Annotated in this window: 26 protein-coding genes, 1 tRNA gene and 1 pseudogene; 15 read left to right on the top strand and 13 right to left on the bottom strand. The window is 69.4% G+C overall.

All coding sequences use genetic code 11. The annotated features are described in order from the left end of the window. Positions 1-37 precede the first annotated feature (37 nt). The 3 genes from OG552_RS16075 to OG552_RS16065 form a co-directional block, all read right to left on the bottom strand. Complete coding sequence (locus tag OG552_RS16075) at positions 38-622, bottom strand: hypothetical protein (RefSeq protein ID WP_329133484.1); 585 nt, start codon at positions 620-622, stop codon at positions 38-40. A gap of 175 nt (positions 623-797) precedes the next feature. Then, a complete protein-coding gene (locus OG552_RS16070; RefSeq protein WP_329133482.1) occupies positions 798-1,097 on the bottom strand; it encodes a hypothetical protein in 300 nt (99 codons plus the stop codon). Between the two features lie 74 nt (positions 1,098-1,171). Continuing rightward, on the bottom strand, positions 1,172-1,681 hold the full coding sequence (locus tag OG552_RS16065; RefSeq protein WP_329133480.1) for a nucleoside-diphosphate kinase: 510 nt from the start codon (positions 1,679-1,681) through the stop codon (positions 1,172-1,174). Positions 1,682-2,734: 1,053 nt separating this feature from the next. Here OG552_RS16065 and OG552_RS16060 point away from each other — a divergent pair. Beyond that, positions 2,735-3,526 (top strand): IS5 family transposase, encoded by a 792-nt coding sequence (locus OG552_RS16060; protein WP_329133479.1) that lies wholly within the window; start codon positions 2,735-2,737, stop codon positions 3,524-3,526. Here OG552_RS16060 and OG552_RS16055 read toward each other — a convergent pair. After that, positions 3,483-4,019 (bottom strand): hypothetical protein, encoded by a 537-nt coding sequence (locus OG552_RS16055; protein ID WP_329133477.1) that lies wholly within the window; start codon positions 4,017-4,019, stop codon positions 3,483-3,485. The two genes, OG552_RS16060 and OG552_RS16055, sit on opposite strands and share 44 nt — an antisense overlap. A 94-nt stretch (positions 4,020-4,113) precedes the next feature. Between OG552_RS16055 and OG552_RS16050 the strand changes: the two are divergent. The 3 genes and pseudogenes from OG552_RS16050 to OG552_RS16040 all read left to right on the top strand — a co-directional run. Next, positions 4,114-4,446: pseudogene (locus OG552_RS16050) on the top strand (NUDIX hydrolase); the annotation flags it as partial. Then, on the top strand, positions 4,443-4,856 hold the full coding sequence (locus OG552_RS16045) for an NUDIX hydrolase (protein ID WP_329133476.1): 414 nt from the start codon (positions 4,443-4,445) through the stop codon (positions 4,854-4,856). The pseudogene OG552_RS16050 and the gene OG552_RS16045, both read left to right, overlap by 4 nt. A 146-nt stretch (positions 4,857-5,002) precedes the next feature. Beyond that, positions 5,003-5,662, top strand: a complete 660-nt coding sequence (locus OG552_RS16040) for an HAD family hydrolase (RefSeq protein WP_329133474.1) — start codon at positions 5,003-5,005, stop codon at positions 5,660-5,662. Here OG552_RS16040 and OG552_RS16035 read toward each other — a convergent pair. Further along, positions 5,643-6,917 (bottom strand): transcriptional regulator, encoded by a 1,275-nt coding sequence (locus OG552_RS16035; RefSeq protein ID WP_329133472.1) that lies wholly within the window; start codon positions 6,915-6,917, stop codon positions 5,643-5,645. The genes OG552_RS16040 and OG552_RS16035 overlap by 20 nt on opposite strands. Positions 6,918-7,112: 195 nt before the next feature. Between OG552_RS16035 and OG552_RS16030 the strand changes: the two genes are divergently transcribed. The 3 genes from OG552_RS16030 to OG552_RS16020 all read left to right on the top strand — a co-directional run bounded on the left by OG552_RS16030 (position 7,113) and on the right by OG552_RS16020 (position 9,113). Beyond that, positions 7,113-7,541 (top strand): hypothetical protein, encoded by a 429-nt coding sequence (locus tag OG552_RS16030; RefSeq protein ID WP_329133470.1) that lies wholly within the window; start codon positions 7,113-7,115, stop codon positions 7,539-7,541. 98 nt (positions 7,542-7,639) lie between these two features. After that, complete coding sequence (locus OG552_RS16025; RefSeq protein ID WP_329133468.1) at positions 7,640-8,263, top strand: DUF6461 domain-containing protein; 624 nt, start codon at positions 7,640-7,642, stop codon at positions 8,261-8,263. Positions 8,264-8,423: 160 nt separating this feature from the next. Further along, the gene (locus tag OG552_RS16020; RefSeq protein WP_329140854.1) at positions 8,424-9,113 is read left to right on the top strand and encodes a DUF899 domain-containing protein; all 690 of its coding nucleotides are present in this window, start codon (positions 8,424-8,426) and stop codon (positions 9,111-9,113) included. A 29-nt stretch (positions 9,114-9,142) separates the two neighbouring features. On the opposite strand, the gene OG552_RS16015 is transcribed toward OG552_RS16020, so the two are convergent. From OG552_RS16015 to OG552_RS16000, 4 genes are all read right to left on the bottom strand, one after another. Continuing rightward, complete coding sequence (locus OG552_RS16015; protein WP_329133466.1) at positions 9,143-10,213, bottom strand: hypothetical protein; 1,071 nt, start codon at positions 10,211-10,213, stop codon at positions 9,143-9,145. 451 nt (positions 10,214-10,664) lie between these two features. Further along, the gene (locus OG552_RS16010; RefSeq protein WP_329133464.1) at positions 10,665-11,246 is read right to left on the bottom strand and encodes a suppressor of fused domain protein; all 582 of its coding nucleotides are present in this window, start codon (positions 11,244-11,246) and stop codon (positions 10,665-10,667) included. A gap of 421 nt (positions 11,247-11,667) precedes the next feature. After that, positions 11,668-11,741: transfer RNA gene (locus tag OG552_RS16005), tRNA-Pro, on the bottom strand. Positions 11,742-11,814: 73 nt separating this feature from the next. Continuing rightward, positions 11,815-12,738 (bottom strand): metallophosphoesterase, encoded by a 924-nt coding sequence (locus tag OG552_RS16000; protein WP_329133462.1) that lies wholly within the window; start codon positions 12,736-12,738, stop codon positions 11,815-11,817. A 131-nt stretch (positions 12,739-12,869) separates the two neighbouring features. Between OG552_RS16000 and OG552_RS15995 the strand changes: the two genes are divergently transcribed. Then, positions 12,870-13,331, top strand: a complete 462-nt coding sequence (locus OG552_RS15995; protein WP_329133460.1) for a GatB/YqeY domain-containing protein — start codon at positions 12,870-12,872, stop codon at positions 13,329-13,331. A 261-nt stretch (positions 13,332-13,592) separates the two neighbouring features. Here the strand turns inward: OG552_RS15995 and OG552_RS15990 are convergent, their stop codons facing one another. Further along, positions 13,593-15,974 (bottom strand): transglycosylase domain-containing protein, encoded by a 2,382-nt coding sequence (locus OG552_RS15990; RefSeq protein ID WP_329133458.1) that lies wholly within the window; start codon positions 15,972-15,974, stop codon positions 13,593-13,595. 385 nt (positions 15,975-16,359) lie between these two features. On the opposite strand from OG552_RS15990, the gene OG552_RS15985 reads away from it, so the two are divergent. Continuing rightward, entirely contained in the window at positions 16,360-16,692 is a 333-nt protein-coding gene (locus tag OG552_RS15985) for a WhiB family transcriptional regulator (protein WP_329133456.1), read from the top strand. Here the strand turns inward: OG552_RS15985 and OG552_RS15980 are convergent. Both OG552_RS15980 and OG552_RS15975 read right to left on the bottom strand, forming a co-directional pair. Then, a complete protein-coding gene (locus OG552_RS15980; RefSeq protein WP_329133454.1) occupies positions 16,674-17,993 on the bottom strand; it encodes an ArsA family ATPase in 1,320 nt (439 codons plus the stop codon). The genes OG552_RS15985 and OG552_RS15980 overlap by 19 nt on opposite strands. After that, positions 17,990-19,045, bottom strand: coding sequence for an ArsA-related P-loop ATPase (locus OG552_RS15975; protein WP_329140852.1), 1,056 nt, complete (start codon positions 19,043-19,045; stop codon positions 17,990-17,992). Before OG552_RS15975 ends, OG552_RS15980 begins: the two co-directional genes overlap by 4 nt. A gap of 259 nt (positions 19,046-19,304) precedes the next feature. On the opposite strand from OG552_RS15975, the gene OG552_RS15970 reads away from it, so the two are divergent. From OG552_RS15970 to OG552_RS15950, 5 genes are all read left to right on the top strand, one after another. Further along, positions 19,305-19,466, top strand: coding sequence for a DUF4177 domain-containing protein (locus tag OG552_RS15970; protein WP_329133452.1), 162 nt, complete (start codon positions 19,305-19,307; stop codon positions 19,464-19,466). Continuing rightward, on the top strand, positions 19,463-19,933 hold the full coding sequence (locus tag OG552_RS15965; RefSeq protein WP_329133450.1) for a RidA family protein: 471 nt from the start codon (positions 19,463-19,465) through the stop codon (positions 19,931-19,933). The genes OG552_RS15970 and OG552_RS15965 overlap by 4 nt, the downstream gene beginning before the upstream one ends. A gap of 213 nt (positions 19,934-20,146) precedes the next feature. Next, positions 20,147-21,046: an NUDIX hydrolase gene (locus OG552_RS15960; RefSeq protein WP_329133449.1), complete on the top strand. Its 900-nt coding sequence runs from the start codon at positions 20,147-20,149 to the stop codon at positions 21,044-21,046. After that, positions 21,043-21,888: an MBL fold metallo-hydrolase gene (locus tag OG552_RS15955; protein WP_329133446.1), complete on the top strand. Its 846-nt coding sequence runs from the start codon at positions 21,043-21,045 to the stop codon at positions 21,886-21,888. The genes OG552_RS15960 and OG552_RS15955 overlap by 4 nt, the downstream gene beginning before the upstream one ends. Beyond that, on the top strand, positions 21,885-23,147 hold the full coding sequence (locus OG552_RS15950) for a cytochrome P450 (protein WP_329133444.1): 1,263 nt from the start codon (positions 21,885-21,887) through the stop codon (positions 23,145-23,147). The genes OG552_RS15955 and OG552_RS15950 overlap by 4 nt, the downstream gene beginning before the upstream one ends. Positions 23,148-23,198: 51 nt before the next feature. On the opposite strand, the gene OG552_RS15945 is transcribed toward OG552_RS15950, so the two are convergent. Next, entirely contained in the window at positions 23,199-24,029 is an 831-nt protein-coding gene (locus tag OG552_RS15945) for a diacylglycerol kinase (RefSeq protein WP_329133442.1), read from the bottom strand. A gap of 134 nt (positions 24,030-24,163) precedes the next feature. Between OG552_RS15945 and OG552_RS15940 the strand changes: the two genes are divergently transcribed. Further along, positions 24,164-25,447 carry an adenylosuccinate synthase gene (locus OG552_RS15940; protein WP_329133439.1) on the top strand — a complete coding sequence of 428 codons (1,284 nt, stop codon included), beginning with the start codon at positions 24,164-24,166 and terminating at the stop codon, positions 25,445-25,447. Positions 25,448-25,479: the final 32 nt, after the last annotated feature.

The raw sequence follows: 25,479 nt of genomic DNA, 5'->3' as shown, positions 1-25,479 counted from the left end.
TGGCCCACCCCCTCGGTGGTCAACAGCGATGAGTCGGTCAGCGGGCGTTCGCCGGCTGTGCGGCGCCGGCCTTGCGGTCGCGTTCAGCTGCCTCGAATGCCTCGGTGAAGTCGGCGAGTTCCTGCTCGCTCATCAACGAGACGTCCAGTTCTTGTGCGACGGTGCGGATACGGGCTTCGGCTTCGTCCAGCGCGGTCTGTCCCGGGGCGTCGTCGAGCAGCACCTCGAACTCGGCATGGTGCCCCCACGCCTGGCTCCACTTCACTGCGATCTCGACGCCTCGGAAGCGGAAGTTGCGGCGCTGGTTGAACGCCTCGTGCATCTCCGACTCGAAGCCGAGGGCGTTGAAGATGCGTACCGCCGCCGCGACGTCCTCCCTCGCGATGGGGATCTCGGTCTCGGGGAAGGCGGAGCCCTGGCCGATCCTGCTGGTCTTGAGCGTGATTTTGGCCGAGCCGGCGGCAGTGTTGTCCGTGACTTTCAGCAGCTTGTCCGGCAGTACGTAGAAGTAGATGCGCTTGTCGTCGCACCCGAGGTCTTCGCCGTCTCGCTCCAGGCGCGAGATCAGCCGGTCGTGTGCGTGCTGGTCGAAGCGCGCTCGCATCTCGATCTCAGTGGCCAACGGTCTCTTTCCCTTCTTGGGCGTAGCTCTTCCAGCCGAGACAGGTGAGGCAGGGCCTCGATTGGCTCGGAAGGGGTTAAGGGGGTTATAGGTGATGTCTGGGGCGTGGCGGCGCGGCCGAGGAACTGCGTAGACCGCACCGCCGCTGTGCGTGCCCCGTGGGGAAGAGCAGGTGTCAGGCGACCTGACCGAATCGGCCGCGCACGACACCCTCATGCAGGTAGTTGGGGAGCAGGACCCCGCCTACTGACACGCGAGTGGTGGCAGCTTGTTCCTCTGTCTCGCCCGGGAATCCCTCCAGAATCCGGAGGCACTGTGCGACCCACTCCCGGGACTGCTCCCAGTCGCCGGCGTCCCGGTTGCGCGTCGCGAGCGCGAACGCTGTCTCGGCCGCTGCCCAGCGGTCCGTCGCCAGTTCCCGCTGAAAACTCGTCTCCAGCTCGCCGACGGAGGCGACGCGGGTCTGGTTGGTCATGGTGCCCTCTCTCGTACGGTGGTGCTTCAACGGTGATCAACGTCCCGAAGCCCCTTCGGTGACGATGCCCCCGCTCAGTAAGTGAAGATCTCGGCGAGCGTGCGGTAGTCCTGCAACTCGTCCTTGTCGAACCACAGGTCGACCTCCTGGGCCGCCTCGTCCCGGTTGCCGGAGGCGTGCACCAGGTTCGCCACCGCCTTGCCCGAGACGACGCTCGCGGCCTTGCTGTAGTGCGAGAAGTCGCCGCGTACCGTGCCGGCCGGGGCTTCGTTGGGGTAAGTGCTTCCGACGATCTTGCGGACGGTCGCCACCGCGTCGAAGCCCTCCAGCACCAGTGCGATGACTGGACCCTGCTGCATGAACGTGGCGGTGAAGTTGTAGACCTCGGAGCCGAGGCGCTCTTCCAGGTCGAAGTAGTGGCGACGGGTGAAGTCAGCGTCCATCTGCTTCATCTTGACGCCGACGATCTTCAGCGCCGCGTCCTCGAAGCGGGTGATGATCTTCCCGGCGAAGCCGCGGACTACCGCGTCGGGCTTGAGGAGCACGAGAGTGCGCTCCACCGTCTGTTCCTGATCCTGGGCCATCGGTTCCCTTTCAACTTTCAGGCAAGCAATATGACGAACACTCAGTGCGTCATTTGCCTGAGGTTACCGGCGCCGACCGGACACCCGGTGTGCAGTACCGTCCGCCCGGGGCCGTAGCCGACGCTGGGCCCAGACATTGGTTCCCCGCAGACGTCCGCCGCGGACGGCTTCCTTGTCGCGACTCGGGCGGTGGTGCAGTTATCTTGCCGAAGGCTCTGTCCCCATTCGAGGACCTTGGTAGGCCATCAAGAGGACTCCTATGGGACAAAGTTGGCTCCAGGGGGTTGGGCAGGCGACGACGGGGGAGTGCCTGACTACGAGTCAACAGCCTGGTTCCCTTGAGCGCCATGCACCGACAGTGCAATGACGGTGCAGCCGCTGTGCAGCAGCCCTGTTCGTCGTCTCCGAAGAAGGGGGAGGCACAACATTGGACGTCGTCGAGGTCTGGAGCGGCCACAACGCCTGCGTTCTTCAGGCGGCTCTGCGCATGACCAATGAAGCCTTCGCCAACCATCTGGGCATAGCCCTGCGCACGGTCGCCACCTGGCACGCGGACCCGGAAGTCCTTCCCCGCGCAGAGATGCAGCAACTGCTTGACGAGGCTTACGAAAGGGCGGGCCCAGGGGTCCGAGCGAGGTTCCTCCTCTTATCCCGGAGCGACGGCCTCCGGGCCCGGAGCACCGGACACGGTGCACGCGAGCCGGAGGTGCTTCGAGTCGCCATAGCTGTCGTCATACGGGAGAGCGATGTGCTGATGGTCTGCCGCCGAGACGGGGACTCCTCAGTCGCTGTTGTCGTTCCGGTCTTGAGGGATGTGCGTCGAACGGGAGTCCCGATTGGGTGGTCTCGGAGGCTTGGGCGCATAGAGGTGGGGCCTCCTGAACAGCTCGTTGGTGTCGAATCACCGAGCAACACCAGGAGGCCCCGGTGCCGCAGTGTTCCGTCTCGACGGCAGCACAGTCCAGTTGGGTCGCCCGGGAGTGTGACTGTCTGGCGCACCGGTTCGGAAACGCCGCCGACAACGGGACGCGGCAGCGGTGTTATCCGTCGGACATGACGGACGCGGAGTGGGCTGCTGTCCGGCCGCTGCTGCCGGTACCGGGCTGGATGCGGGGCCGGGGCGGGCAGCCGGAGGCTTATTGCCACCGGGCGATACTGGACGCGGTCCGCTATCTGGTCGACAACGGAATCAAGTGGCGGGCGATGCCGGCTGATTTCCCGCCGTGGGACCGTGTGTATGCGTTCTTCCGCCGCTGGCGCGACCGCGCCCTGGTCAAGGAGTTCCACGACCGGCTCCGCGCGCAGGTCCGCACCCGTGCGGGCCGGGACACCGAGCCGACAGCCGGGGTGATCGACTCGCAGTCCGTCAAGGCCGACGCCATGGTCGGATCGGACAGCCGCGGCTTCGACGGCGGCAAGCTCATCAACGGCCGGAAAAGGCACCTGGTGGTCGACACGCTCGGCCTGCTCCTGGGCGTGATGGTCACCGCCGCGGATGTCGGTGACCGCACCGCCGCTCGGGTCCTGCTCCAGCGGGTGGCCGAAGCGCACCACCGTCTGGCCCTGGTCTGGGCTGATGGCGGCTACACCGGCAGCCTCGTCAAGCACTGCCTGGCCGCACTCGCTCTCGTCCTGAAGATCGTCAAACGCAGCGACGACCGCAAGGGATTCGTGGTGCTGCCCAAACGGTGGATCGTCGAGCGCACCAACGCCTGGCTGATGCGCACCCGCCGCCTGGCCCGTGACTACGAACGCCGCACCACCAGCGCCGAGGCGATGGTCTACTGGTCGATGACCCTGCTCATGACGCGCCGCCTGGCCCGGCCACACCCGCAGCGAGCGTGAACCGGCCCGAACCGGGCTCGGTCAGCCAGCCACGTGCGACCAGGCGTTTCGCCTTCGACCGCAACCCCTCCACCCGCGCCGGCACCATGTCCATCCCGAACACCGCGGCCATCTCCTGGCAGGTCAGCGGCCCTTGATGGAGCCGGGACCGGTCCGCGAGGAGCTGCACGATGCGCTGATAGTCCACCGACAGCACCGACCAGCCACAGCCCTCACGCCACACCGGCACCTGCGATCTCGGCTTCACCGCATCCGACCGCACGGACGGCACGTGCTCGCCCAGCAGATCCGGGGTGGTCTTCGTGGCGATGGTGCCCGCGCTGTCCGGTGCCAGCACCGTATCGACGCGCCTGCGGGCGATCGTCCACTCCTGCCATTCCAGCTCGGCCGCGGCCAGCTGGGCCTGGATCCGGTCGGCCTCCTCCCGCAGCCCGTCAACACGACGGCGAGCAGCGAGCTCGTGCTCTTCCAGCAGTCCGACAACCGACGGCATCCCGGCCTCCCCAGCGAGTGACAACCCGACAGACCACCACTCCCACGAAATCACCGGCCCTACGCCTGACCAGCGAAAACGCCGCCCTCAAGTTCGGAACGACAACAGCGACTCAGGTATTACCTGGCAGTTTCCGGCCGGCGTGATCAAGCCGGGAGTGCGGCCGGAAACGGTGACGGTCCGCGAGACGCTCGCGGAGACCGGCGTCCACTGTGCCGTGAGGAAGAGCCTCGGTAGTCGTCTTCACCCAGTGACCGGGGTGCAGTGCGAATATTTCCTCTGTGACTACCTGGCCGGCGAGGCGCAGAACAGCGACATCATCGAGAACGTGGACGTCATGTGGGCTCGGCGGGACTCGGTGACCCGCTTCATCCCCATCGATGTGATCTTCCCACCGATCGTGACAGCCCTGAAGGAGCAGGCATGACAGACCAAATCGGCACAGAGCGCCCCGGTATCTCGGCCGCTGTCATCATCTACGAGGGTTGCGTCCTCATGGTTCGCCGACGAGTAAAGGAAGGCGAGCTCTCCTGGCAGTTCCCAGCAGGGGAGATCGAACCGGGCGAATCCCCCGAGGAGGCAGCTGTCCGTGAAACGCGTGAGGAGACCGGACTGAAGGTCACCGCGATCAAGTCCCTTGGCGAGCGAACCCACCCGAAGACGCACCGGCTCATGTGGTACACCGCCTGCGACGTAGTGGCCGGCGCCGCCTACGTCGCGGACACGGACGAACTTGCGGAGCTGGCCTGGTGTACACACGCCGAGATCTCCACGTACGTCCCGTACGGTCTCTTCGAGCCGGTCCAGGCATACCTTGACGACATCCTGGCAAGATAAATGAGCCTTGTGGGCTCGCCGCCATTGCTGGACGGTGATCTGGCGGCTGTCGCGTGGTGCGACGTGGTTGACCAGGAAAACGGAAACCGCCGAGCCCGCCCGCTTCGCAGCACAGTGACGTCCTTCCCACGGCTACGCTGCCTCGCATGATTCGCGCTGTGGTGTTCGACGTCGGTGAGTGCCTGGTAAACGAGACACGGGAGTACGGGACCTGGGCGGACTGGCTGGGCGTGCCCCGGCATACGTTCGCCGCGGTGTTCGGGGCGGTCATTGCCCAGGGGCGGGACTACCGCGAGACGTTCCAGGTCTTCCGGCCCGGCTTTGACCTGGCTGAGGAGCGAGAGCGGCGGGCAGCGGCTGGGAAGCCTGAGTGGTTCGGGGAGGACGATCTCTACCCGGATGTGAGGCCGACGCTGTCGGCGCTGCGGGAAGCAGGTCTGTGGGTCGGAATCGCCGGCAACCAGACCGTGCGGGCGGGCGGCCTGCTGCGCGAGCTCGACTTGCCGACCGACTTGATCGCGACCAGCGACGACTGGGGCGCGTCGAAGCCGGATATTTCCTTCTTCGAGCACGTCGTCGAGGCGGCCCCGGTCGGGGCAGGAGAGATCTTGTATGTCGGGGACCGGCTGGACAACGACATCCGCCCGGCGGTGCGGGCTGGACTGCTGACAGCCCTGATCCGGCGAGGGCCCTGGGGAACCATCCAGCGACACGATCCTGACGCGGGCGCGATCACGACGATGCGTATTGACTCGCTCACGGAGCTGCTGGAGCTGATCGCGAAATTCAACGCTGGAGAGCGCTGACCGTCGTGCCCCAGTCGTAGAGCCGGTCGTCGAGGTCGCGGACGCAGGGCTCGTGCTGCCATGCAGTGAGGGCGCGTCGAACCTCGCGGACGCGCTCCATTCCCGTGGCGTACCAGGTTATGGCGAGCTGCTCCAGGGCTTGGCTGGCGTAGGAGCATGCTTCCTGCGGGTTGCCGTCAGCTGCTGCCACCGAGGCCAGATCGCCGAGCAGAACGCTGCGCTGCTTGTCCGCCTCCTGCGGTAGGTCTTCCAGGGCCTGGACCAAAGTTGTGCGCGCCTGGGGGAAGTGGCCGGCCTTGAGCTGAGTGTTGCCCTTGAAGGCGGCGAGCCGAGCGGGACTGAACCAGTCCATCCACGCCGGTGTCGGGTATTCGGAACCAGCGGCCAGAGTGTCCTCGGCGTGTGTGATGAGGCGGAGGGCAGTTCGGGTATCGCCGCACAGCGTCTCGCATTCGGCCTCGACCGCGTCAAGCCAAGCCCAGAACGCTGCTGAGGCGGGCCCGCGGCGGGCGTACGTGCGTGCAGCGACCATGCGTTCGGCGGCTGCGTCACGGTCTCCGGTCCAGCCGGGGACGAAGGCGGTGTGGGCCAGGATCGCCGAGCCGAGCAGTGGATCGTCTGCTTCACCTGCCGCTTGGAGGGCACGCAGCAGAGTCTCCCCGGCTTTGTCGGGGTGGCGGAGGTCGAAAAACTCAATGCGGCCGGCAAGGAGGTAGGACTCCGCGAGCGCTGCGGCCAGGGTACGTCGACCAGGGTTTGCGATAGCGGGCAGGAGTGTGCAGCCGAGCCCGACATGCTCCAGGACCGCCGGGTGCAGAGCCGCGGGTGGGACCGACCAGTACAGGTGACGGTGGGAGCGGGTGATGGCTTCGAAATCCCTCCCCACGCTGGCGGGTTGTGTCACAGCGGCACCTTGGGCCGGAACTGCGGCCAGGCCGGTTCCTGCAATCAGTCGGCCGGGCAGGTTACGACGTGACGGCTCGGGCGGCTGATTTCCGGGTCCCCAAGGTGGAGTGAAACCGAGTTCTTCGGCGCCTTGGCCCAAGAGGTGGGTCAGAACCTGGCGTACATCCGGCTGAGGCCAAGGCGGCGTAGCAGATTCCCACCGCCGGATCTGACGAACGCCGACAGCAAGACCACGGATGCCCAACTGCGGTGCCGCCCTGGTGATGGCGTCCGCGAGCGCCTGCTGGGAGTTGTAACCGGCCGCGACACGAGCGGATTTGAGGCGGGTGTTTCCTGCGGGACGCGACATGTCTACCTCCGGGAACTGAGCTCTGCACTGAGCCTGCCATGCAATGTCCCCGCTGCGGCGCCCGACTACCCCTTGGTGTTGAAAGAAGCCCTCTGGGCGCCCGGTTGGCGACCCATCAAAGTCCTCGAATGGCTCCTCAGGTGCCGTCACGCTGACACTTCCATTTCCCGAGGAGACGGCGAGGAGCCGGAGCCAATGACCCTTGAGTCGCAGCGAGCACCCACCCTGCAGAGCGTCGAGGGCTACCAGTTGCAGGCCGCGGGCTACGAATGGGATGCCGTCTGCGTCCCCGTCGACATCGGTATGTGGGCTCTGGCGGTCCTGGGCGAACGCACCGGTGCTGTGATCGTGGACCCCCACGGATCGGTCCTGTACTGGTTCGTGGCCCGAGGTGTCGCATCGAACTGGGATGTCCCGAAGACGCGCGCCCTCAGCCTCAACCAGCACCTTGTTGTACCGCAGCGCGGCCGCGTGCGGGGGCCGGGGCCGCACTGGCGCAGGCGTCCCTCGAACACCCCCCTGATCACCGATGCGGCGGCCTTACGTACCGCACTTGGGGCCGCCATCGCAGCCCATTGCGTGGAGCACGGCGAAGCGACTGCCACGGCACCGGTGAACCGCTGATGTCCTCCGCGGACGACGTTTTCCGCCCCGCCTACCACCGGGTGTGTCCCTACTCCCGGGGCGCGCAGGGTCTGCGGCTGTCGGAGGCGAAGGGGAGGATGCCGCTGTACGTGCGAGTGGAGGGGGAGGCCGTGGGTGGCGGCATCGGGTGGATTTTGGAGCCGTATCTCATCGACTGTGTGACCTTCGTACGAGGCGTCGAACCGGCTGAGCTCGCGGCTCGGCTGGGAGCCCGCCCGGGCCAGGAGGCGCGTCGGGGGTCTGCGGAGGATGCGGCGGGCTTGCTCGCAGGTGGGGGCGCCGCGACGGTTGCCAGGGTGGGGCGGGTGGGGGAGTGGTCCTTCGCTGTTGAGTACGGCGATGCCGTCGGTTCCACCGGGTCCGGTCTGGGAGCTGTCTCGTCGGAAGGGGCTGATGCGGTCAACTTCCTTCTGACTCCATGGCATCCGCCGTCGATGTTTGCCTACTTCCGTGATGGTGTCCGCGTCTGTTCGTTCGGCCTTGGCGAAGAAGGACGCCGATGGGGTGAGCGCCCTGATCTGTTGGTCCCGGCGCTCACCGAGACGGGTGTCCTGCCCGTACGGCCGGAACTGCGCAAGGCCGACGCCGAGCGTTCCCGCCGCCTGAGTGTGCTGACGGTTGGGGACCATTTCGGCCTGCGGCTGCCCCGGGCGGACGTACTGGACGGGGAACTGCCGCTCTTCGTCGTACGCACTGCGTGATCACCAGGGCTGGGCCGACCTGATCCGACGTGCCCAGCCGCCCGTGACGGCGAGGATCCCTTGGTGCGCACGGCACGCCGACGGATGACCGATGAGTTTTGGTTGGACGGGGAGTCGGTACTTCGAGAATGGCACTTGACCGTCCGGAGGAGACATGTCCATCAGCAACAACGCCCTGCCCCCAATCGTCGACCCTTCCGCCTGGGAGAAGGAGCTGGCCGCTCTGCGCGTGCGGGAGAAGGCCGCCACCCGCGAGCTGGATGCCATCGCGGCGCAGCGCCGCCGGCTGCCGATGGTGGAGATGCCCGACTACGTGCTGGAGGGTGAGGAGGGTCCGGTACGGCTCGCGGAGATCTTCGGTGAGCACCCGCAGCTGATCGTCTACAGCCACATGTGGCACGAGGGCGCGGAGTGGCAGTGCGGGGGCTGCACCGGTTTCACCTCGCAGTTCACCCGGCTCGCGGGCCTGGAGAAGTTCGACGCCCGGTTCGTGATCGTCACCCAGGGGCCGATCGACGAAGCGCTCGCCTACAAGCGCAAGGTGGGCAACACGATGACCTGGTACTCCACCGCGGACAGCAACTTCGGCAGCGATGTCGGTGCCCCGCCCAACGGCGGCTTCGCGGTCAACGTTTTCCTGCGCAACGGCGACACGGTCTACCGCACCTGGCACACCGACGGCCGCGGCACCGAGCAGCTCAGCCACCTCTTCCCTCTGGTCGACGTCCTGCCCTACGGCCGCCAGGAGGAGTGGCAGGACTCCCCGGAGGGCTGGCCCCAGTCCCCGACCTACAGCCGCTGGGTGTCGTCGCAGGAGATCGCGGCGGCTTACGGCGAGGGCGCCAGCTGAGGCGCCCGGCTCGGACGAGGTAGTACGCGTTAGCTTCCGTCGCCGGAGAACGAGGTGCGGGCGAACCACTTACGCGCTTCGTCCGCGGGCAGTACGCGGGTTAGTTCGGCCGTGCCCGGGAGGTGCGGGAAGAAGCGGTCGGCGTTCCAACTGCGCTGGTACGTGGGGTTGTCGAGTACGAGCAGGCGGCGGGCCTCGACGGCGGGGATGTCATCGGGCAGGCCTTCGTTCCAGATTCGTTCGCCGTCCGGGGCGAGGAATTCGAAGGAACCGGTCGCGACGATCTCGGTGCGTCCCTGGGCCGGTTCGGGATCGGTTGCCAGGCGGACGCTCTCGGCCGAAGGAGCGGTGCCAGGTATGTGGCCGCCGCCGACGAGGACGTGGGCGAGCAGGGTGTGCAACTGGAAGTTGTCGCCAATGCCGCCGATGCGGACCTCGAAGCCGGTTCTGGTCGGCTTGTGGAGCACCACGAGGGGTTCGTCGTCCAGGACGGCCAGTGCGTAAGCCAGGCACTTGAGGTCGTGCCGCTCCAGGGCGGCAACTTCGCGGCAGGCGGGGAGGATCGCGGTCGCGTACCGATGGCGCATCTCCGCGCTGCGGCACAGCACCGCCAGCGCAGGCGGCTGCCACTCCTCGATCGAGCACCACGCCAGGGCCAACCGCGTGGCCTCGTGCGGGTCGCCGCCGAGGTGTGCCAGGAGGACGTCGTCGATGATCTTCTGGTCCGGCTCGGGCAGTTCGTCCCCGGCTCCGCCCACGGCGGTCCAGCGGCGGGCGAACTCCAGGGCGTCGCGCAGGTCCTGTCGGACGCCACCGAAGATCGGCTCCGCGCAGGCCACCGGATCGGCGCCGCGTTCGACGCAGAAGCCGGCTGCCATCGCCAGCATCGGGCGCGGACCAGCGGGCGGGAATTCGGGGATCAGTGCGGCCAATCGGGGCCCTGCCGGGACGCATTCGGCCTCCGCGGCCGACTGCACGGCGTTGATGGTGGCGCTGAAGGCGCGTCCGGTGCGGTCGCCGTCGCGGGCGGCAACGGCTTGTTCCAGCTCCGACACGACAGCGGCGAGGCCAGAAGCCGTCCGCTTCCTCTTGAAGATCACCGGCACACCTTAGGGCCGAGCGCTGCCTGGCGTCACCAGGCCAAGACCGTGCGCGTCTGCCGAGTGTCCAAGGTCGCCGTCATGACGAGGATCACATTACCGTGCCCGCTCGACGTCGAGGTGTTCTTCCCGGAACTGGCCGTGTACCGGAGTACGACGACTCGGCTCCATCCGCGGCGCGGCCATGCGGATGAGGTGATCACCACCATGACGTTCGCGTTGAGCTCCGACTTCCGTAGACCTGCCGTCGGCCGCCGTACTGCAGGATGCCTCGGCCCGTAGAAAAAGTGTCTCGGACGCCTGCCGTGCATGATCGCTTCGCTCGGCGTTCGTCACCGCCTTTGGGCAGTAGGCGGTGATCACTGTGCCTCACTGTGCCTCAAGGTGTCGACGGGTCTCGACGGCGCCGGAGGCCTCCGGGCTGCCGCCTGCCCAAACTGTGCTCGCGAGTTCAGGCGACGGATGGTCGACTTGGATCGGTCGGAACGATCGCGTGCTCGTCGAAGAGCTGTTCAAGGGCTTCGTGGCCGTGCTCACGGCGGTATGCCATCTCGGCCGCGGTGACCGGTAGAACCCAGAGAATGCGGGCATGGCCGTCCGGCAGCGGACAGCGTTCCAAGTCAGGGCCGTAGAGGTAGGGAAGGCTGATCAGCAGGTGGTCGCAGTGGGACCCGGGCAGCCACGGCTCCCCGATGGGCATGCTGTGCTCAAGATCGACGTGGTGTTCCGCGTGGTAGTACGCGGTCATGGCCAGGAGATCAGCGAAGCGTTCGTCGCGGACGGGCGCGGTGAGGACGAATTCGAGACCATCGCCGTCGGTCTCAGCAGCAGACCAGCAGCCGGCGGTGATGTAACCCCAGCTGCCGGCACGTGGTCCCGGGCTGACGGTGAGGATTCTCAGGTCTGGAACTGCTTCTCTTCGCCCCGGACCCAGGTCGACATCGTTGACCGTGATCGTGTGGCCGGTGAAGAAGCCGCGAGCGTGGGCCTCGACGCCTGCTATCGCCCGCTGGCTGCGCTCGCTCTCGAACATGGTGGAGAGCATCTCACTTGAGCCGGACGAGATCGATCGCGGGCAGTGGTGGCGGCGGGTGCCCCGGCGACTGGGGGCGGAGACTTCGGGGCGCAGCGTCTACGGCTGGCCGATGGGCTGGGATGTCCCGCCCTTTCCGAGACCGGAAGCGCTGGAGATCGTCGACTGCGGACAGCGGCCGAGGCTCGTCTGGTGTCGCCGCTCTCAGCAAACCGTGACTGCCCTGCCCGCCGCGTGATCGCCCCCGGCTCGCCCGGCGCTGAACGCGCTCCTCAGAACGGGCAGCGGACCCCGCGGAAATCGGCCCGAAAATCCGGCCCCCTGGAGAGACCGGCCAAGATCTTCTCCCAGAGGCCCCCACAACGCCGTGAGGGGCGGTCTTCCTGATCGGAAGACCGCCCCTCACCTGCAGTTTCACCAGTCGGGGTGGCGGGATTTGAACCCACGGCCTCTTCGTCCCGAACGAAGCGCGCTACCAAGCTGCGCCACACCCCGGTGCAACGAGCTTTACTTTAGCGGACCGGGGGCCGGAGGCGAAATCCGGTTTTGGGTGGGGGCGGGGGTGGGGTCAGGTGAGGGTGAGGAGGGTGGCCTCGGGGGGGCAGGCGAAGCGGATGGGGGTGAAGCGGTTGGCGCCGCAGCCGGCGGAAACGTGCAGGTAGGAGGTGGCGCCGGTGGCCGTGTGGGTGGACAGGCCCTTGACCCGGTCGGTGTCCAGGTCGCAGTTGGTGACCAGCGCGCCGTAGAAGGGGATGCACACCTGGCCGCCGTGGGTGTGGCCGGCCAGGATCAGGGGGTACCGGTCGGCCGTGAAGGCGTCCAGGACCCGCAGGTAGGGCGCGTGGACCAGGGCGAGGTTGAAGTCGGCGTCCGGGTCGGGGCCGCCCGCCACGGCCGCGTACCGGTCCCGCTTGATGTGCGGGTCGTCCAGCCCGGTGAGGCCCAGAACGGGCCCGTGGTCGAGCTTCAGGCGCCCGCGGGAGTTGCTGAGGCCGACCCAGCCGGCCGCGTCGAAGGCGTCCCGCAGGTCACCCCAGGGGTTCCGGATGACGCCGTGCGCGCTGTGGCTCTTCCCGTTGAGGCCGTGCTGGCCGCGGGCCTTCTCACCGAGGTAACGGACCGGGTTCCGGAAACGCGGGCCGTAGTAGTCGTTCGAGCCGAAGACGTACGTCCCCGGGAACTGCATCAACGGGCCCAGCGCGTCCAGCACTTCGGGGACGGCGGTGGGGTCGGAGAGGTTGTCCCCGGTGTTGACGACCAGGTCAGGGCGCAGGCCGGCCAGCGACTGGATCCACCGCCGTTTCTTGGTCTGTCCGGACACCATGTGGATGTCGGAGAGCTGCAGGATCCGGATCGGCCGCATCCCCGGGGGCAGCACCGGGACCTCCACCCTGCGCAGGCGGAAGGACCGCGCTTCGAAACCGGCCGCGTAAGCCACGCAGGCCGCGCCGGCTGCCGTCACACCCAGGGGGATTCCGTATCGCGCGCGCATGCGTCCATCGTGTCAGAGTCCGCGCGGGACGGACGCGGTAGGGCGCGTGCCGGTGGTAGCTACGGCTTGTCCGGTCGTACCTCCCGCTTATTGCGACGCGCCCGGGCTCGGGGAGTGCGAAAATTCACGGCATGACCACCACCAGCCTCAAGCAGCGACTCCAGGACGACCTCACCTCCGCGATCAGGAGCCGGGACGAGCTCCGCTCGGCGACCCTGCGCCTCACGCTCACCGCCATCACCAAGCAGGAGGTGGCCGGCACCACCGCCCGGCAGCTCTCCGACGACGAGGTGCTGAAGGTGATCGGCCAGGAGGCGAAGAAGCGGCGCGAGGCGGCGGAGGCCTTCGCCCAGGGCGGTCGTACGGAGTCGGCGGAGCGGGAGAAGGCCGAGGGCGAGGTCCTGGCGGAATATCTGCCGAAGCAGCTCACGGACGAGGAGCTGGCGCAGATCGTACGGGGTGCGATCGCGGAGAGCGGGGCGGAGGGGCCGCGGGCGATGGGCGCGGTGATGAAGGTCGTCGGCCCCAAGGTCGCCGGGCTCGCGGAGGGCGGCCGCGTCGCCGCCGAGGTCAAGCGCCAGCTCGCGGGCTGACCCGCCGGGGCAGGGGCGGGGAGCCGTACGTACGTGCCCCGGCCGCACCGCAAACCCGCCGGCTCGCGGGCTCACCCGGCTAGGCCGGGGCGGGAGCGGTACGTATGTGCCCCGGCACCCACCGCAAACCCGCCGGCTCGCGGGCCCACCCAGCGGAGCGGTACGTACGTGCCCCCGCCGCCCCCACCCCAAAACGTAAGGGGCACCCCGCCACGCAGGGTGCCCCTTACCCGGTCCTCGGCCCGCCCCAGCGGGCCCCCGCTACGGCCCGCTCGTCCCGCCGCCGCCCGACGGCAGCATCACCGGCGGGATGCTCGGGCCACCGCCCGGCGTCCCGCCGCCTCCCTGCGTCGTGCCGTTCGTCGTACCGCCGGAGGTGCCGCCGGTCACGCCGCCCGCGGTGCCGACACCGCCGATCGCGCCGGTCGTCGTGCCCATCGTGGTGGCGCCGCCCGGGCCGCCGGGGGTGTTCCCGCCGTGGTGGCCGTTCTTGCCGTCGTTCCCGCCGTTGTCCCCGTTGTTCTGGCCGTCGCCGGGGTTGTCCGGGTCGTCGGGCTTCTTGTTCTCCTGAGCCTTGTCCGGGATGTTCAGCTCCACGGTGGTGAACTGCTTCACCGGCTGGCCGTCCAGGGCGCCGGAGACCGCGTCCTTCCAGATCGGCGCCGGGCCGGTCGCGCCCTCCACCTTGTCGTAGTAGCGCGGGCCGATGGTCAGGTCCACCATCGACAGGCGCTGGCCGTTCTTGCCGGCGCCGTTCGGGTCGCCCATCCACACCGCGGCGGCCAGGTTCGGCGTGTAGCCGGCGAACCAGGCGTCCAGCCGGTCGTCGGTGGTACCGGTCTTACCGGCGGTCGGCCGGCCCGGCAGGTTGGCCGCGGTACCCGTACCGTCGTCGACCACGCCTTCGAGCATGGTGTTGAGGATGTCGGCGGTCTGCGTGGACATCGCCTGCGAGCAGATCGACTTCGGCACCGCCAGGTGCTTGCCCTGCGCGTTGGTGACCGAGTTGATCACGATCGGCGTGCAGTAGACCCCGCGGTTGGCGAAGGCGGCGTACGCCGCGGAGACCGTCAGCGGGGAGAGCTCGTTGGTGCCCAGCGTCAGCGAGGCGCCCTCGTGCATCGGCGTGCCGTCGGCGCGGGCCACGCCCAGCTTGGCGGCCATGTTCAGGATCGGGCAGAGCCCGGTGTCGTGCTCCAGCGCCACGAAGTAGGTGTTGATCGACTTCTTGAGCGCCTCGGGCATCCGGTACGGGCCGACCTCGGACTTCATCTCGTTCTGGGTGGTGTCCTTGCTGCGGAGGGTCTCGCCGCTGCAGGTGGTCACGTCCGGGTAGGTGATCTTGTTGGGCGCGGGGTACTGCTGGTCCGGCTTGAAGCCGCCCTCCAGCGCCGCCGCCGCGGTGATCGGCTTGAACGTCGAGCCGTTCGCGAAGCCGCCGCCACCACCCATGTTGGCGTTGACCGAGTAGTTGATCTGCGTCTCGTTCTTGCCGAAGCCGTACGGCTTGCTCTGGCCCATCGCGAGCACCTTGCCGGTGCCGGGCTGGACCATCGTCATCGCGGACGCGATCTTGTCCGTCTTGTAGACGTGCTTGCTGATCCCCTTCAGCAGCGACTGCTGCGACCTGGGGTCGAGCGTCGTCCTGATGGTCAGGCCGCCGGTGTTCCAGACCTTGGCGCGCGCTTCCTTCGTCTTCCCGAAGGCGGTGTTCTGCAGGAAGGTTTCGCGTACGTAGTCGCAGAAGAAGCCGGCGCCGTTGACGGCGGTGATGCAGCCGTTCTTCGGGGTGCTCACCTTGAGGCCGAGTGGCGCCTTCTGGGCGGCCGTGGCCTGCGCCGGGGTGATGTCCTTCAGCTCGGCCATCCGCGTGAGCACGGTGTTGCGGCGCTCAAGCGCTTCCTGCTCGTCGTTGATCGGGTCGTAGCGGCTCGGCGACTGGACCAGACCGGCCAGCAGTGCCGCCTGGTCGAGGGTGAGGTCCTTGGCGTGGGTGCTGAAGTAGCGCTCGGAGGCGGCTTCGATGCCGTACGCCTGCTCGCCGAAGAAGGTGATGTTGAGGTAGTTCTCCAGGATCTTCTTCTTGCCGAGTTCCTTCTCGACCTGGATCGCGTACTTCATTTCCTTGATCTTGCGGCCGACGGTCTGCTGGGTGGCCTGGGCGACCTTGTCCGCGTCGTCGCCCGCCTCCTCCACGAAGACGTTCTTCACGTACTGCTGGGTGAGCGTGGAGGCACCCTGGGTGTTGCCGTCGGAGGCGTTGTTGCTCATCGCGCGCAGGATGCCCTTGACGTCGAGCGCGCCGTGCTCGTAATACCGCGCGTCCTCGATGTCCACGATGGCCTGCAGGATGTTCGGGCTCATCTGGTCGATCGGGACGACCGTACGGTCACGGGAGTAGACGGTCGCGATCAGACCGCCCTTGGCGTCGAGGATCTTGGACGCCTGGCTCAGTGGCGGTTGCTCCAGCTCCCCGGGGAGGTCGTCGAACCCTGCGGCAGTGCCCTTGGCCGACAGGCCGAGGGCACCGGCGGCGGGCAGGGCGATCCCTGCCAGGACGACACCGGCGAGCACGCTGACACCGAGGAACTTGGCGGCTTGCTGGGCCGTGGACAGCCCCCCGCCCGAACGCTTGTGAGCCATAAGGGCAGCCTACGTTGCCATTCCCCGGACATGCGCCCAACTGTTCACCTAGTCTGTAACAGACAGGACGCGATCGTCGTGCGCGTCCCTGTCTCCCTGCGTCACTCTTGTGAGTGATGAGAACTGTCCGAATTTCGGCATATGCCGCGGGAATTGAGCCTTGCGGCGGATGAACTATCACCATTCATCCCGTTAAGTCCGATTTCGGCATCACTCACTCCGGTGGGTGATCTGCCGCGCACCCATAGTCCATTCGGGCCATGCAAGATTGGGCCTGAAAGGGCTGTTGCGCCGCGCCTACCTTCCGTAACGTCCCAACTGGCAGCGGTGAATATGCCGTTTGCCGCCGTGGGGGAGCCTCGATTCGGGAGAGGACGGCGCCAGCATGAGCAGCTGGGTAACCGACTGGAGCACGCAAGCCGCGTGCAGGACGACTGATCCGGACGAACTCTTCGTCCAGGGCGCGGCCCAGAACCGGGCCAAGGCGGTGTGCACCGGATGCCCGGTGCGGACCGAGTGCCTGGCTGACGCGCTCGACAACCGCGTCGAGTTCGGTGTGTGGGGCGGGATGACGGAGCGCGAGCGCAGAGCGCTGTTGCGCCGCCGTCCCATGGTGACCTCCTGGCGGAGGCTGCTGGAGACGGCACGCACGGAGTACGAGCGCAGCACGGGACTGCTGCCGCTCGACGACGAGGAGGACTACGCGGCGGCCGGCTGACCGGCCAGCCGTACGCCGATCACGCGCAGCCCGTCGAGGTCGTGCACATCGCCGGGCAGCGCGGTCACGTCCACCATCGGGACCTCCGGGTGTACGGACACGAAGCGGTCACGCGTGCGTCGTTCACGTGCGACCACCTGCATGCGCTCGGCGTGCAACCGCAGCAGTCCGGCGGCGAGCCGTTCGATACGGGCCTGCCGGTCTCCTTCCGTACGGTCCTGGTGATCCTGGGTGCCGTCGGCGGTACCTGAATCAGCCTTCCCGGGCGGTAGATCGACAATGCGGGCGTTGTCAAGATTTTCTGCCGGCCCCGCGTCGGCCCCGCCGGAACCGGCCGCGTGCTCCTCGGCGGCCTCGGCCGCCGCGTCCTCCAGGGCCTCGGCGGCGGCCACCGCGCGCTCGGCGGTGAGCTGGGCGGCGCCGCTGCCGTGCACCCGGTTCAGCACCAGGCCGGCCAGCGGCATGTCCTCGGCGGCCAGCCGCTCCACGAAGTAGGCGGCCTCCCGCAGGGCGTCCCGCTCCGGCGCCGCGACCACCAGGAAAGCCGTGCCCGGCGCCTGGAGCAGCCGGAACGTGGCGTCCGCCCGGGTGCGGAAACCGCCGAACATGGTGTCCATGGCCGCCACGAAGGTCTGTACGTCACGCAGCAGTCCGGCGCCCATCACCTTGCTGAGGGTGCCGGTCATCATCGACATGCCGATGTTGAGCACCTTCACCCCGGCCCGGCCGCCGACCTTCGCCGGCGCCATCAGCAGCTTGATGAACTTGCCGTCGAGGAAGGACCCCAGCCGCTTGGGCGCGTCCAGGAAGTCCAGCGCGCTGCGGCTCGGCGGGGTGTCGACGATGATCAGGTCCCAGGCGTCCTGGGCCCGCAACTGGCCCAGCTTCTCCATCGCCATGTACTCCTGGGTGCCGGCGAAGCCTGCCGAGAGCGACTGGTAGAAGGGGTTCTCCAGGATCGCCCTGGCCCGTTCGGGGTCGGAGTGCTGGACCACGACCTCGTCGAACGTCCGTTTCATGTCGAGCATCATCGCGTGCAGCGAGCCACCGGCGGAGCGATCGATTCCGGCCACCTCGCGCGGGGTGTTGTCCAGCTCGGTCAGGCCCATCGACTGGGCCAGCCGGCGGGCCGGGTCGATGGTGAGCACGACCGCGGTCCTGCCGCGCTCCGCGGCCCGTACGCCCAGGGCCGCGGCGGTGGTGGTCTTCCCGACGCCGCCGGAACCGCAGCACACGATGATGCGGGTCTTGGGGTCGTCGAGCAGCGGGTCGATCTCCAGCTCGGGGCTCTCCAGGCTCACTGCACGTCCTCGCCGTCGTCGCTGGGGTCTGTGGGGGTGCCGGCGGGGCGGGTGAAGACCGCCGCCTGCTTGCGCAGGCTCTCCGCGAGCCGGTAGAGGCCGCCGAGATCCATGCCCGCGCCGAGCAGTTCCAACTCCCGGACCGGCAGGCCGAGTCCGGCGATCTCGGCGCGCTGTTCACGCTCCAGGACGACGCGCTCGGCGTGCTCGTGTGCCTGGGCGAGCAGCGGGTCGACGAGGCGTTCCGCCACCCCGCCGCGGCGGGCACCGCCGAGCCCGGCCTGGGAGAGCGCCTTGGCGAGCGCGGCACGGCGCTTGGCGGCGCTGCCGTTGGCCTTGCCGCCGGCCGCGGGGGAGTCCAGCTCGGCCAGTTCCGCGTCGGCGAGCAGCACCGGGCGCACCATGTTGACGATCACCGCGCCCACCGGCAGGCCGGCCGCCCGCAGCTCGGCGACGCCGTCCATCGTCTCCTGGACCGGCATCTCCTCCAGCAGCGTCACCAGGTGGATCGCGGTCTGCGGGGACTTCAGCACCCGCATCACGGCCTGTGCCTGGTTGTGTATGGGGCCGACCCTGGCCAGGCCCGCCACCTCGTCGTTGACGTTGAGGAACCGGGTGATCCTGCCGGTGGGCGGGGCGTCGAGCACCACCGCGTCGTACACCGGCCAGCCGGCCTTGTCCTTGCGGCGCACCGCTTCGCACACCTTGCCGGTGAGCAGCACATCGCGCAGCCCGGGGGCGACGGTGGTGGCGAAGTCGATCGCGCCGAGCTTCTTCAGGGCGCGGCCGGCCCGGCCGAGCTTGTAGAACATGTCGAGGTAGTCCAGCATCGCCAGCTCGGCGTCGATCGCCAGCGCGTGCACCTCACCGCCGCCGGACGCCGAGGCGATCCGGCGCTCGGTGTACGGCAGCGCGTCGGTCTCGAAGAGCTGGGCGATTCCCTGGCGCTCCTCCACCTCGGCCAGCAGCACCCGGCGGCCCTCGGCCGCGAGGGCGAGGGCCAGGGCGGCGGCGACCGTGGTCTTACCCGTGCCGCCCTTGCCCGTCACGATGTGGAGCCTGACGGCAGAAGACTGTTGAGGGCTCACCCTTGCGAGCCTAACCACTCGGCGGCCCGGTCGAGCGGTGGGGCGGCCGTGCGGGGCGGTTGTCGACAGGTGCGGCGGCGGGGCGCACAGGGGCCGGCGGCGAGTTGTCCACAGGTGTCGGGGTGGCCTGCCGTTGGGCCGGCGGCGGGCTGCCGGCAGGTTGTCCACAGGGTGCGGACGGGGTGCGGACGGGGCCGGGCGGGGAGGCACTACAGTCGCGGGTATGGCGAAGAAGTGGGAATACGCGACCGTGCCGCTGCTGGTGCACGCGACGAAGCAGATCCTCGACACCTGGGGCGAGGACGGCTGGGAACTGGTGCAGGTCGTGCCGGGGCCGAACAACTCCGAGCAGTTGGTGGCGTACCTCAAGCGGGAGAAGGCATGAGCGGCAAGGTCGCGGCCCGGCTCGCCGAGCTGGGCCTGACGCTGCCGGAGGTGGTCCCGCCGCTGGCCGCCTACCAGCCGGCCGTCCGCTCCGGGTCGTACGTCTTCACCTCGGGCCAGCTGCCCATGGTGGCCGGCAAGCTCCCCGCCACCGGCAAGGTCGGCGCCGAGATCACGCCCGAGCAGGCCAAGGACCTCGCCCGGACCTGTGCGCTCAACGCGCTGGCGGCGGTCCGGTCGGTCGTCGGTGACCTGGACCGCATCGCCCGCGTCGTCAAGGTGGTCGGCTTCGTCGCCTCGGCCCCCGACTTCACCGGGCAGCCGGCGGTCGTCAACGGCGCGAGCGAACTCCTCGGCGAGGTCCTGGGCGACAAGGGCGTCCACGCCCGCAGCGCGGTGGGCGTCGCCGTTCTCCCGCTGGACGCGCCGGTGGAAGTCGAACTCCAGGTGGAGCTGACCGCGGACTAGCCGCCGCGGCGCTCCTGCCGGGCGGGCCGGCGCGGTGCGGTGGTGGTGGTCTTGCCGGTGGTTCGGGGGAGCGGGTGTTCCCCCGGACCCGCCGCGGCGAAGACGGGAAGGGCGGCAAGGCGGCGCGGGCGGCGCGTGCCAGGGAACGGCCCGCCGCCGCGGCAGCCCCAGGGCCCCTCGAACAAACCGGACCGGCCCCGTAGAGTCCGCCCCATGACCTCGATGAACGGTGGCTTCCCCGCATCGTGGCCGGAGCGGATCCGCGCGCTCGACCGGGGAGACATCACCCCGGTGCCGCCGCGCCGAGCGGCCACCGTGCTGCTGCTCCGGGACACCCCGGAGGGCGACGCCCCCGCCGTCCACATGCTCCGGCGCCGTACCTCGATGGCTTTCGCCGGCGGCGCGTACGCCTACCCCGGCGGCGGCGTGGACCCGCGCGACGAGCGCCCGGTGCGGTGGGCGGGCCCCTCCCTGGACGCGTGGGCCGCCACCTTGCGGGTCGCACCGGCCATCGCCCAGGCCGTGGTCTGCGCGGCCGTCCGCGAGACCTTCGAGGAATCCGGCGTCCTGCTGGCCGGCCCCCGCCAGGAGGGCGCCACCGTCGTCGCCGACACCACCGGCGACGACTGGGAGGCCGACCGCACCGCCCTGGTCCGGCACGAACTCTCCTTCGCCGACTTCCTGGCCCGCCGCGACCTCGTCCTGCGCTCCGACCTGCTCGCCCCCTGGGCCCGCTGGATCACCCCGGAGTTCGAGGAGCGCCGCTACGACACCTGGTTCTTCCTCGCCCTGCTGCCGCCCGGCCAGCGCACCCGGGACGTCTCCGGCGAAGCCGACCGCACCGCCTGGCTGCGCCCCGCGGAGGCCGTCGCCGGGTACGCGGCGGACGAGATGGTCATGCTGCCGCCGACCATCACCACCCTGCGGGCCCTGCTCCCGTACCGCACCGCCGCCGAGGCGCTGGCCGCGGCCCCTGCCCGCGATCTCACCCCGGTCCTGGCCAGGGCGGCTCTGGACGCGGACGGCACTGTCGTGTTGAGCTGGCCCGGCCACGACGAGTTCACGCAGGTCATCCCGGCCCGGCCGGACTCGTCCCGAGGGGAGGCCCGATGACCGCGCCGAGTCCCGCCCCGCCGCCGCCCGGTGCGCCACAGCCCACCGTCGGCGGCCGTGCCACCGCCCGCGCGTACTGCGTGCTGGCGCCGAACCCGTCGCCGATGACGCTGGACGGCACCAACACCTGGATCCTCGCGGAACCCGACTCGCCGCTGGCCGTCGTCATCGACCCCGGCCCGCTGGACGAGGCACACCTGGCGCGGGTGGTGGCCACCGCCGAGGAACTCGGCAAGCGGATCGCGCTCACCCTGCTCACCCACGGTCACCCCGACCACGCCGAGGGCGCCGCCCGCTTCGGCGCACTGACCGGCACCCCGGTGCACGCCCTGGACCCGGCGCTGCGGCTCGGCGACGAGGGCCTGGCCGCGGGGGACACCCTGACCACCGGCGGCCTGGAACTCCAGGTGATCACCACCCCCGGGCACACCGCCGACTCGCTCTCCTTCCACCTGCCGGCCGACGGCGCGGTACTGACCGGCGACACCGTGCTCGGCCGCGGCACCACCGTGGTCGCCCACCCCGACGGGCGGCTCGGCGACTACCTCGACTCGCTGCGGCGGCTCCAAGCACTCACCGTGGACGCCGGCGTCGACACCGTGCTGCCGGGCCACGGCCCGGTGCTCACCGACGCCCGCGGCGCGGTGGAGTTCTATCTCGCCCACCGCGCACACCGCCTCGCCCAGGTCGAGACGGCCGTCGAGTCGGGGCTGCGGAGCGCCGCCGATGTCGTCGCCCATGTCTACGCCGACGTGGACCGCTCGCTCTGGCCCGCCGCCGAGCTGTCGGTCCTCGCCCAACTCGACTACCTGCGTGAACACGGACTCATCGAAACGCCATGACTGCCACCTCTCCCGCATCTCCCACCCCGCCCCCTCCGCCCGCTGCTCCCGGCGCCGCTTTCGACCCCTGGTCCGCCTCCTTCGTGGCCGACCCCTATCCCGCCTACGCGCACCTGCGCGCGGCCGGCCGCGCGCACTGGTTCGCGCCGACCTCCCAGTGGCTCATCCCGCACCACGACGACGTGAGCGCCCTGCTGCGCGACCGCCGCCTGGGCCGTACGTATCTGCACCGCTTCAGCCACGAGGAGTTCGGCCGCGAGGCGCCGCCGGCCGGGCACGAGCCGTTCACCACGCTCAACGGCAACGGCCTGCTCGACCTGGAGGCGCCCGCCCACTCCCGTGTCCGGCGGCTGGTCGCCAAGGCGTTCACCCCGCGCACCGTCGAGGCCCTGGCCCCGACCGTCGAGCGGCTGGCCGCCGAGCTGGTGGCGTCGCTACGGGCCGACGGCGGCGGCGACCTGCTGGCGCGGGTCGCGGAACCGCTTCCGGTCGCGGTGATCGCCGAGATGCTCGGCATCCCGGCCGGCGACCGCCCGCTGCTGCGGCCCTGGTCGGCGGCGATCACCGGCATGTTCGAGCTGAACCCCACGCCGGAGGCGGCCGCCGCGGCGGTCCGGGCCAGCCAGGAGTTCTCCGGCTACCTGCGCGAACTGATCGCCGCCCGCCGCAGCGACCCCGGCGAGGACCTGATCAGCGCGCTGATCGCGGTGCAGGACGACGGCGACGTGCTCAGCGAGCAGGAGATGGTCTCCACCGTCGTGCTGCTGCTGAACGCCGGGCACGAGGCCACCGTCAACACCACCACCGTCGGCTGGCTGACGCTCTTCCACCACCCCGAGCAGCTCCGGGCCCTCGCCGCCGACCCGGGCCTGCTGCGGAACGCGGTGGAGGAGATGCTCCGCTACGACACCCCGCTGCAGATGTTCGAACGGTGGGTGCTGGACGACATCGAGGTGGGCGGCACGGTGATCCCGCGCGGCTCCGAGGTGGCGCTGCTCTTCGGCTCCGCCAACCGCGATCCGGCCCGCTTCGAGGACCCCGACCGCTTCGACATCGCCCGCCCCGCCGACGGCAACCGCCATGTCAGCTTCGGCGCCGGCATCCACTACTGCCTGGGCGCCCCGCTGGCCCGGCTGGAACTGGCCGCGTCCTTCGGCAGCTTCCTGCGGGACGCCCCCGGCGTGCGGCTGCTCGCCGAGCCCGCCTGGCGGCCCGGCTACGTCATCCGCGGGGTGGAGGAACTCCAGGTCACCTGGTGAGACCGGTCCCGCTCCGGCACAGCCGGCCTGACCCGCGGGGACCGCTGCGGCCTACCGCGGGACGGTCAGCCGCCAGGCCGACGGCTCGACCGTCCAGGTGCGGGTACGGACCGGGCCGGTGATCGCCGAGTCGGCGCGGTAGCGGAAATCGCGGCCGGAGACGGTGATCGTGCGGGCCCGGGTGCTGACGTCGGCCGGCGCGTCCTGGCTGCGGCGGACCGAGATCTCGGCGAGGCCGGTCGGGGCGCAGCGCACCGAGACCTCGTGCACCGGCTCGTCCAGGTCGGCCAGCAGCACGCCGTCCGCCTCGACCCGCAGCCGCTGGAGCCGCGGCGGCTGGTGGCCGTTGACCGGGATCGGCGAGGTCAGGGTCCGTACCAGCGAGCGGGCCGTCTTCTCCACCGGGGTCCACCAGTGGGCCGCGGTGTGCGACGGCGGCAGCCCGCAGGGGATGCTCAGCGCGCCCAGCACGATGCCGCCGCTGTCGTCCACCAGCAGGTCCAGATCGCGCTCGATGCCCTCAAGCACCGCTCGCGCGGCGGCCGGCACCTGGGACGGGATGCCGAGCGCCCGGGCCAGCGCGGAGCGCGGACCGATCGGCACCAGCGACACCGGCGCCTCCCGCAGCGTCCGGTCACGGTGCATCAGCCGGACCGTGCGCAGTAGCGCCGCGTCGTCGCCGAGCACCACAGGGTGCCGTCTGCCGCGGTGCGTGAGCGCCCGCTCCACTTCCGCGGCGGACTCCGGGAAGACGACTTTTACGGAGGCCGCGCCCGCGCACAGCACATCCTTGGCGATCCGTACGGATTCGCCGTCGGTTGCGCGTGCCGCGGGGTCGATGACCACGAGCAGGGGATGCCCGGCCGGGGCTTGAGCCGACACCTTGGTCCTTCCTCAGGTAAAATCTCGGTGCAAGAGCCCCTTGCGCCTTTGCGTCAGGGGCTTCGTCTATTCCGGGGCAGGTTCGACGGCTCTCTGCACGTTGGACATGCCCCGCCCGGAAGGGGTGTACGCCTGTGCCCGCACTTGTGCTGCTCGGTGCTCAGTGGGGTGACGAGGGCAAGGGGAAGGCCACCGACCTGCTCGGTGGCTCTGTGGACTACGTGGTGCGTTACCAGGGTGGCAACAACGCCGGCCACACGGTGGTCGTCGGCGACCAGAAGTACGCACTGCATCTCCTCCCCTCCGGAATCCTGTCACCGGGATGTGTTCCGGTCATCGGGAACGGTGTGGTGGTCGACCCGGCCGTCCTGCTCTCCGAGCTGAGCGGGCTGAACGAGCGCGGTGTCGACACCTCCAAGCTGCTGATCAGCGGTAACGCGCACCTGATCACGCCCTATCACCAGACCATCGACAAGGTGACGGAACGCTTCCTCGGCAAGCGCCGGATCGGCACCACCGGGCGGGGCATCGGGCCGGCCTACGCGGACAAGATCAACCGCGTCGGCGTGCGGGTCCAGGACCTCTTCGACGAGTCGATCCTCCAGCAGAAGGTCGACGCGGCGCTCCAGGACAAGAACCAGATCCTGGTGAAGATCTTCAACCGGCGGGCGATCTCCACCGAGCAGATCGTCGAGGAATACCTCGGGTACGCCGAGCAGATCAAGCCCTTCGTCGCCGACACCGCGCTCGTCCTCAACAACGCGCTGGAGGAGGGGAAGGTCGTGCTCATGGAGGGCGGTCAGGGCACGCTCCTCGACGTCGACCACGGCACCTATCCCTTCGTCACCTCGTCCAACCCGACCGCGGGCGGGGCCTGCACCGGCAGTGGTATCGGCCCCACCAAGATCACCCGGGTGATCGGCATCCTCAAGGCGTACACAACGCGTGTGGGCTCCGGACCGTTCCCCACCGAACTCCTCGACGAGGACGGGGAGAAGCTGCGCACCATCGGCCACGAGTTCGGTGTCACCACCGGGCGCAACCGGCGCTGCGGCTGGTTCGACGCGGTCATCGCCCGTTACGCCACCCGGGTGAACGGGCTGACCGACTTCTTCCTCACCAAGCTGGACATCCTCACCGGCTGGGAGCAGATCCCGGTCTGCGTCGCCTATGAGATCGACGGCCGCCGGGTGGACGAACTGCCGTACAGCCAGACCGACTTCCACCATGCCAAGCCCATCTACGAGATGCTGCCGGGATGGTCGGAGGACATCACCGAGGCGAAGAGCTTCGCCGACCTGCCGAAGAACGCCCAAGGCTACGTCAAGGCGTTGGAGGAGATGGCGGGGGCGCCGATCTCGGCGATCGGCGTCGGCCCGGGACGTACCGAGACGATCGAGATCAACTCGTTCCTCTGAGCGGCTGACCGGCTGACCCCGCTGACCCCGCT

Source organism: Streptomyces sp. NBC_01476, from assembly GCF_036227265.1.
Classification (GTDB): Bacteria; Actinomycetota; Actinomycetes; order Streptomycetales; family Streptomycetaceae; genus Actinacidiphila.
Note: the sequence above shows the minus strand (reverse complement) of the source record. Positions and strands in the feature narration are given on the sequence as shown.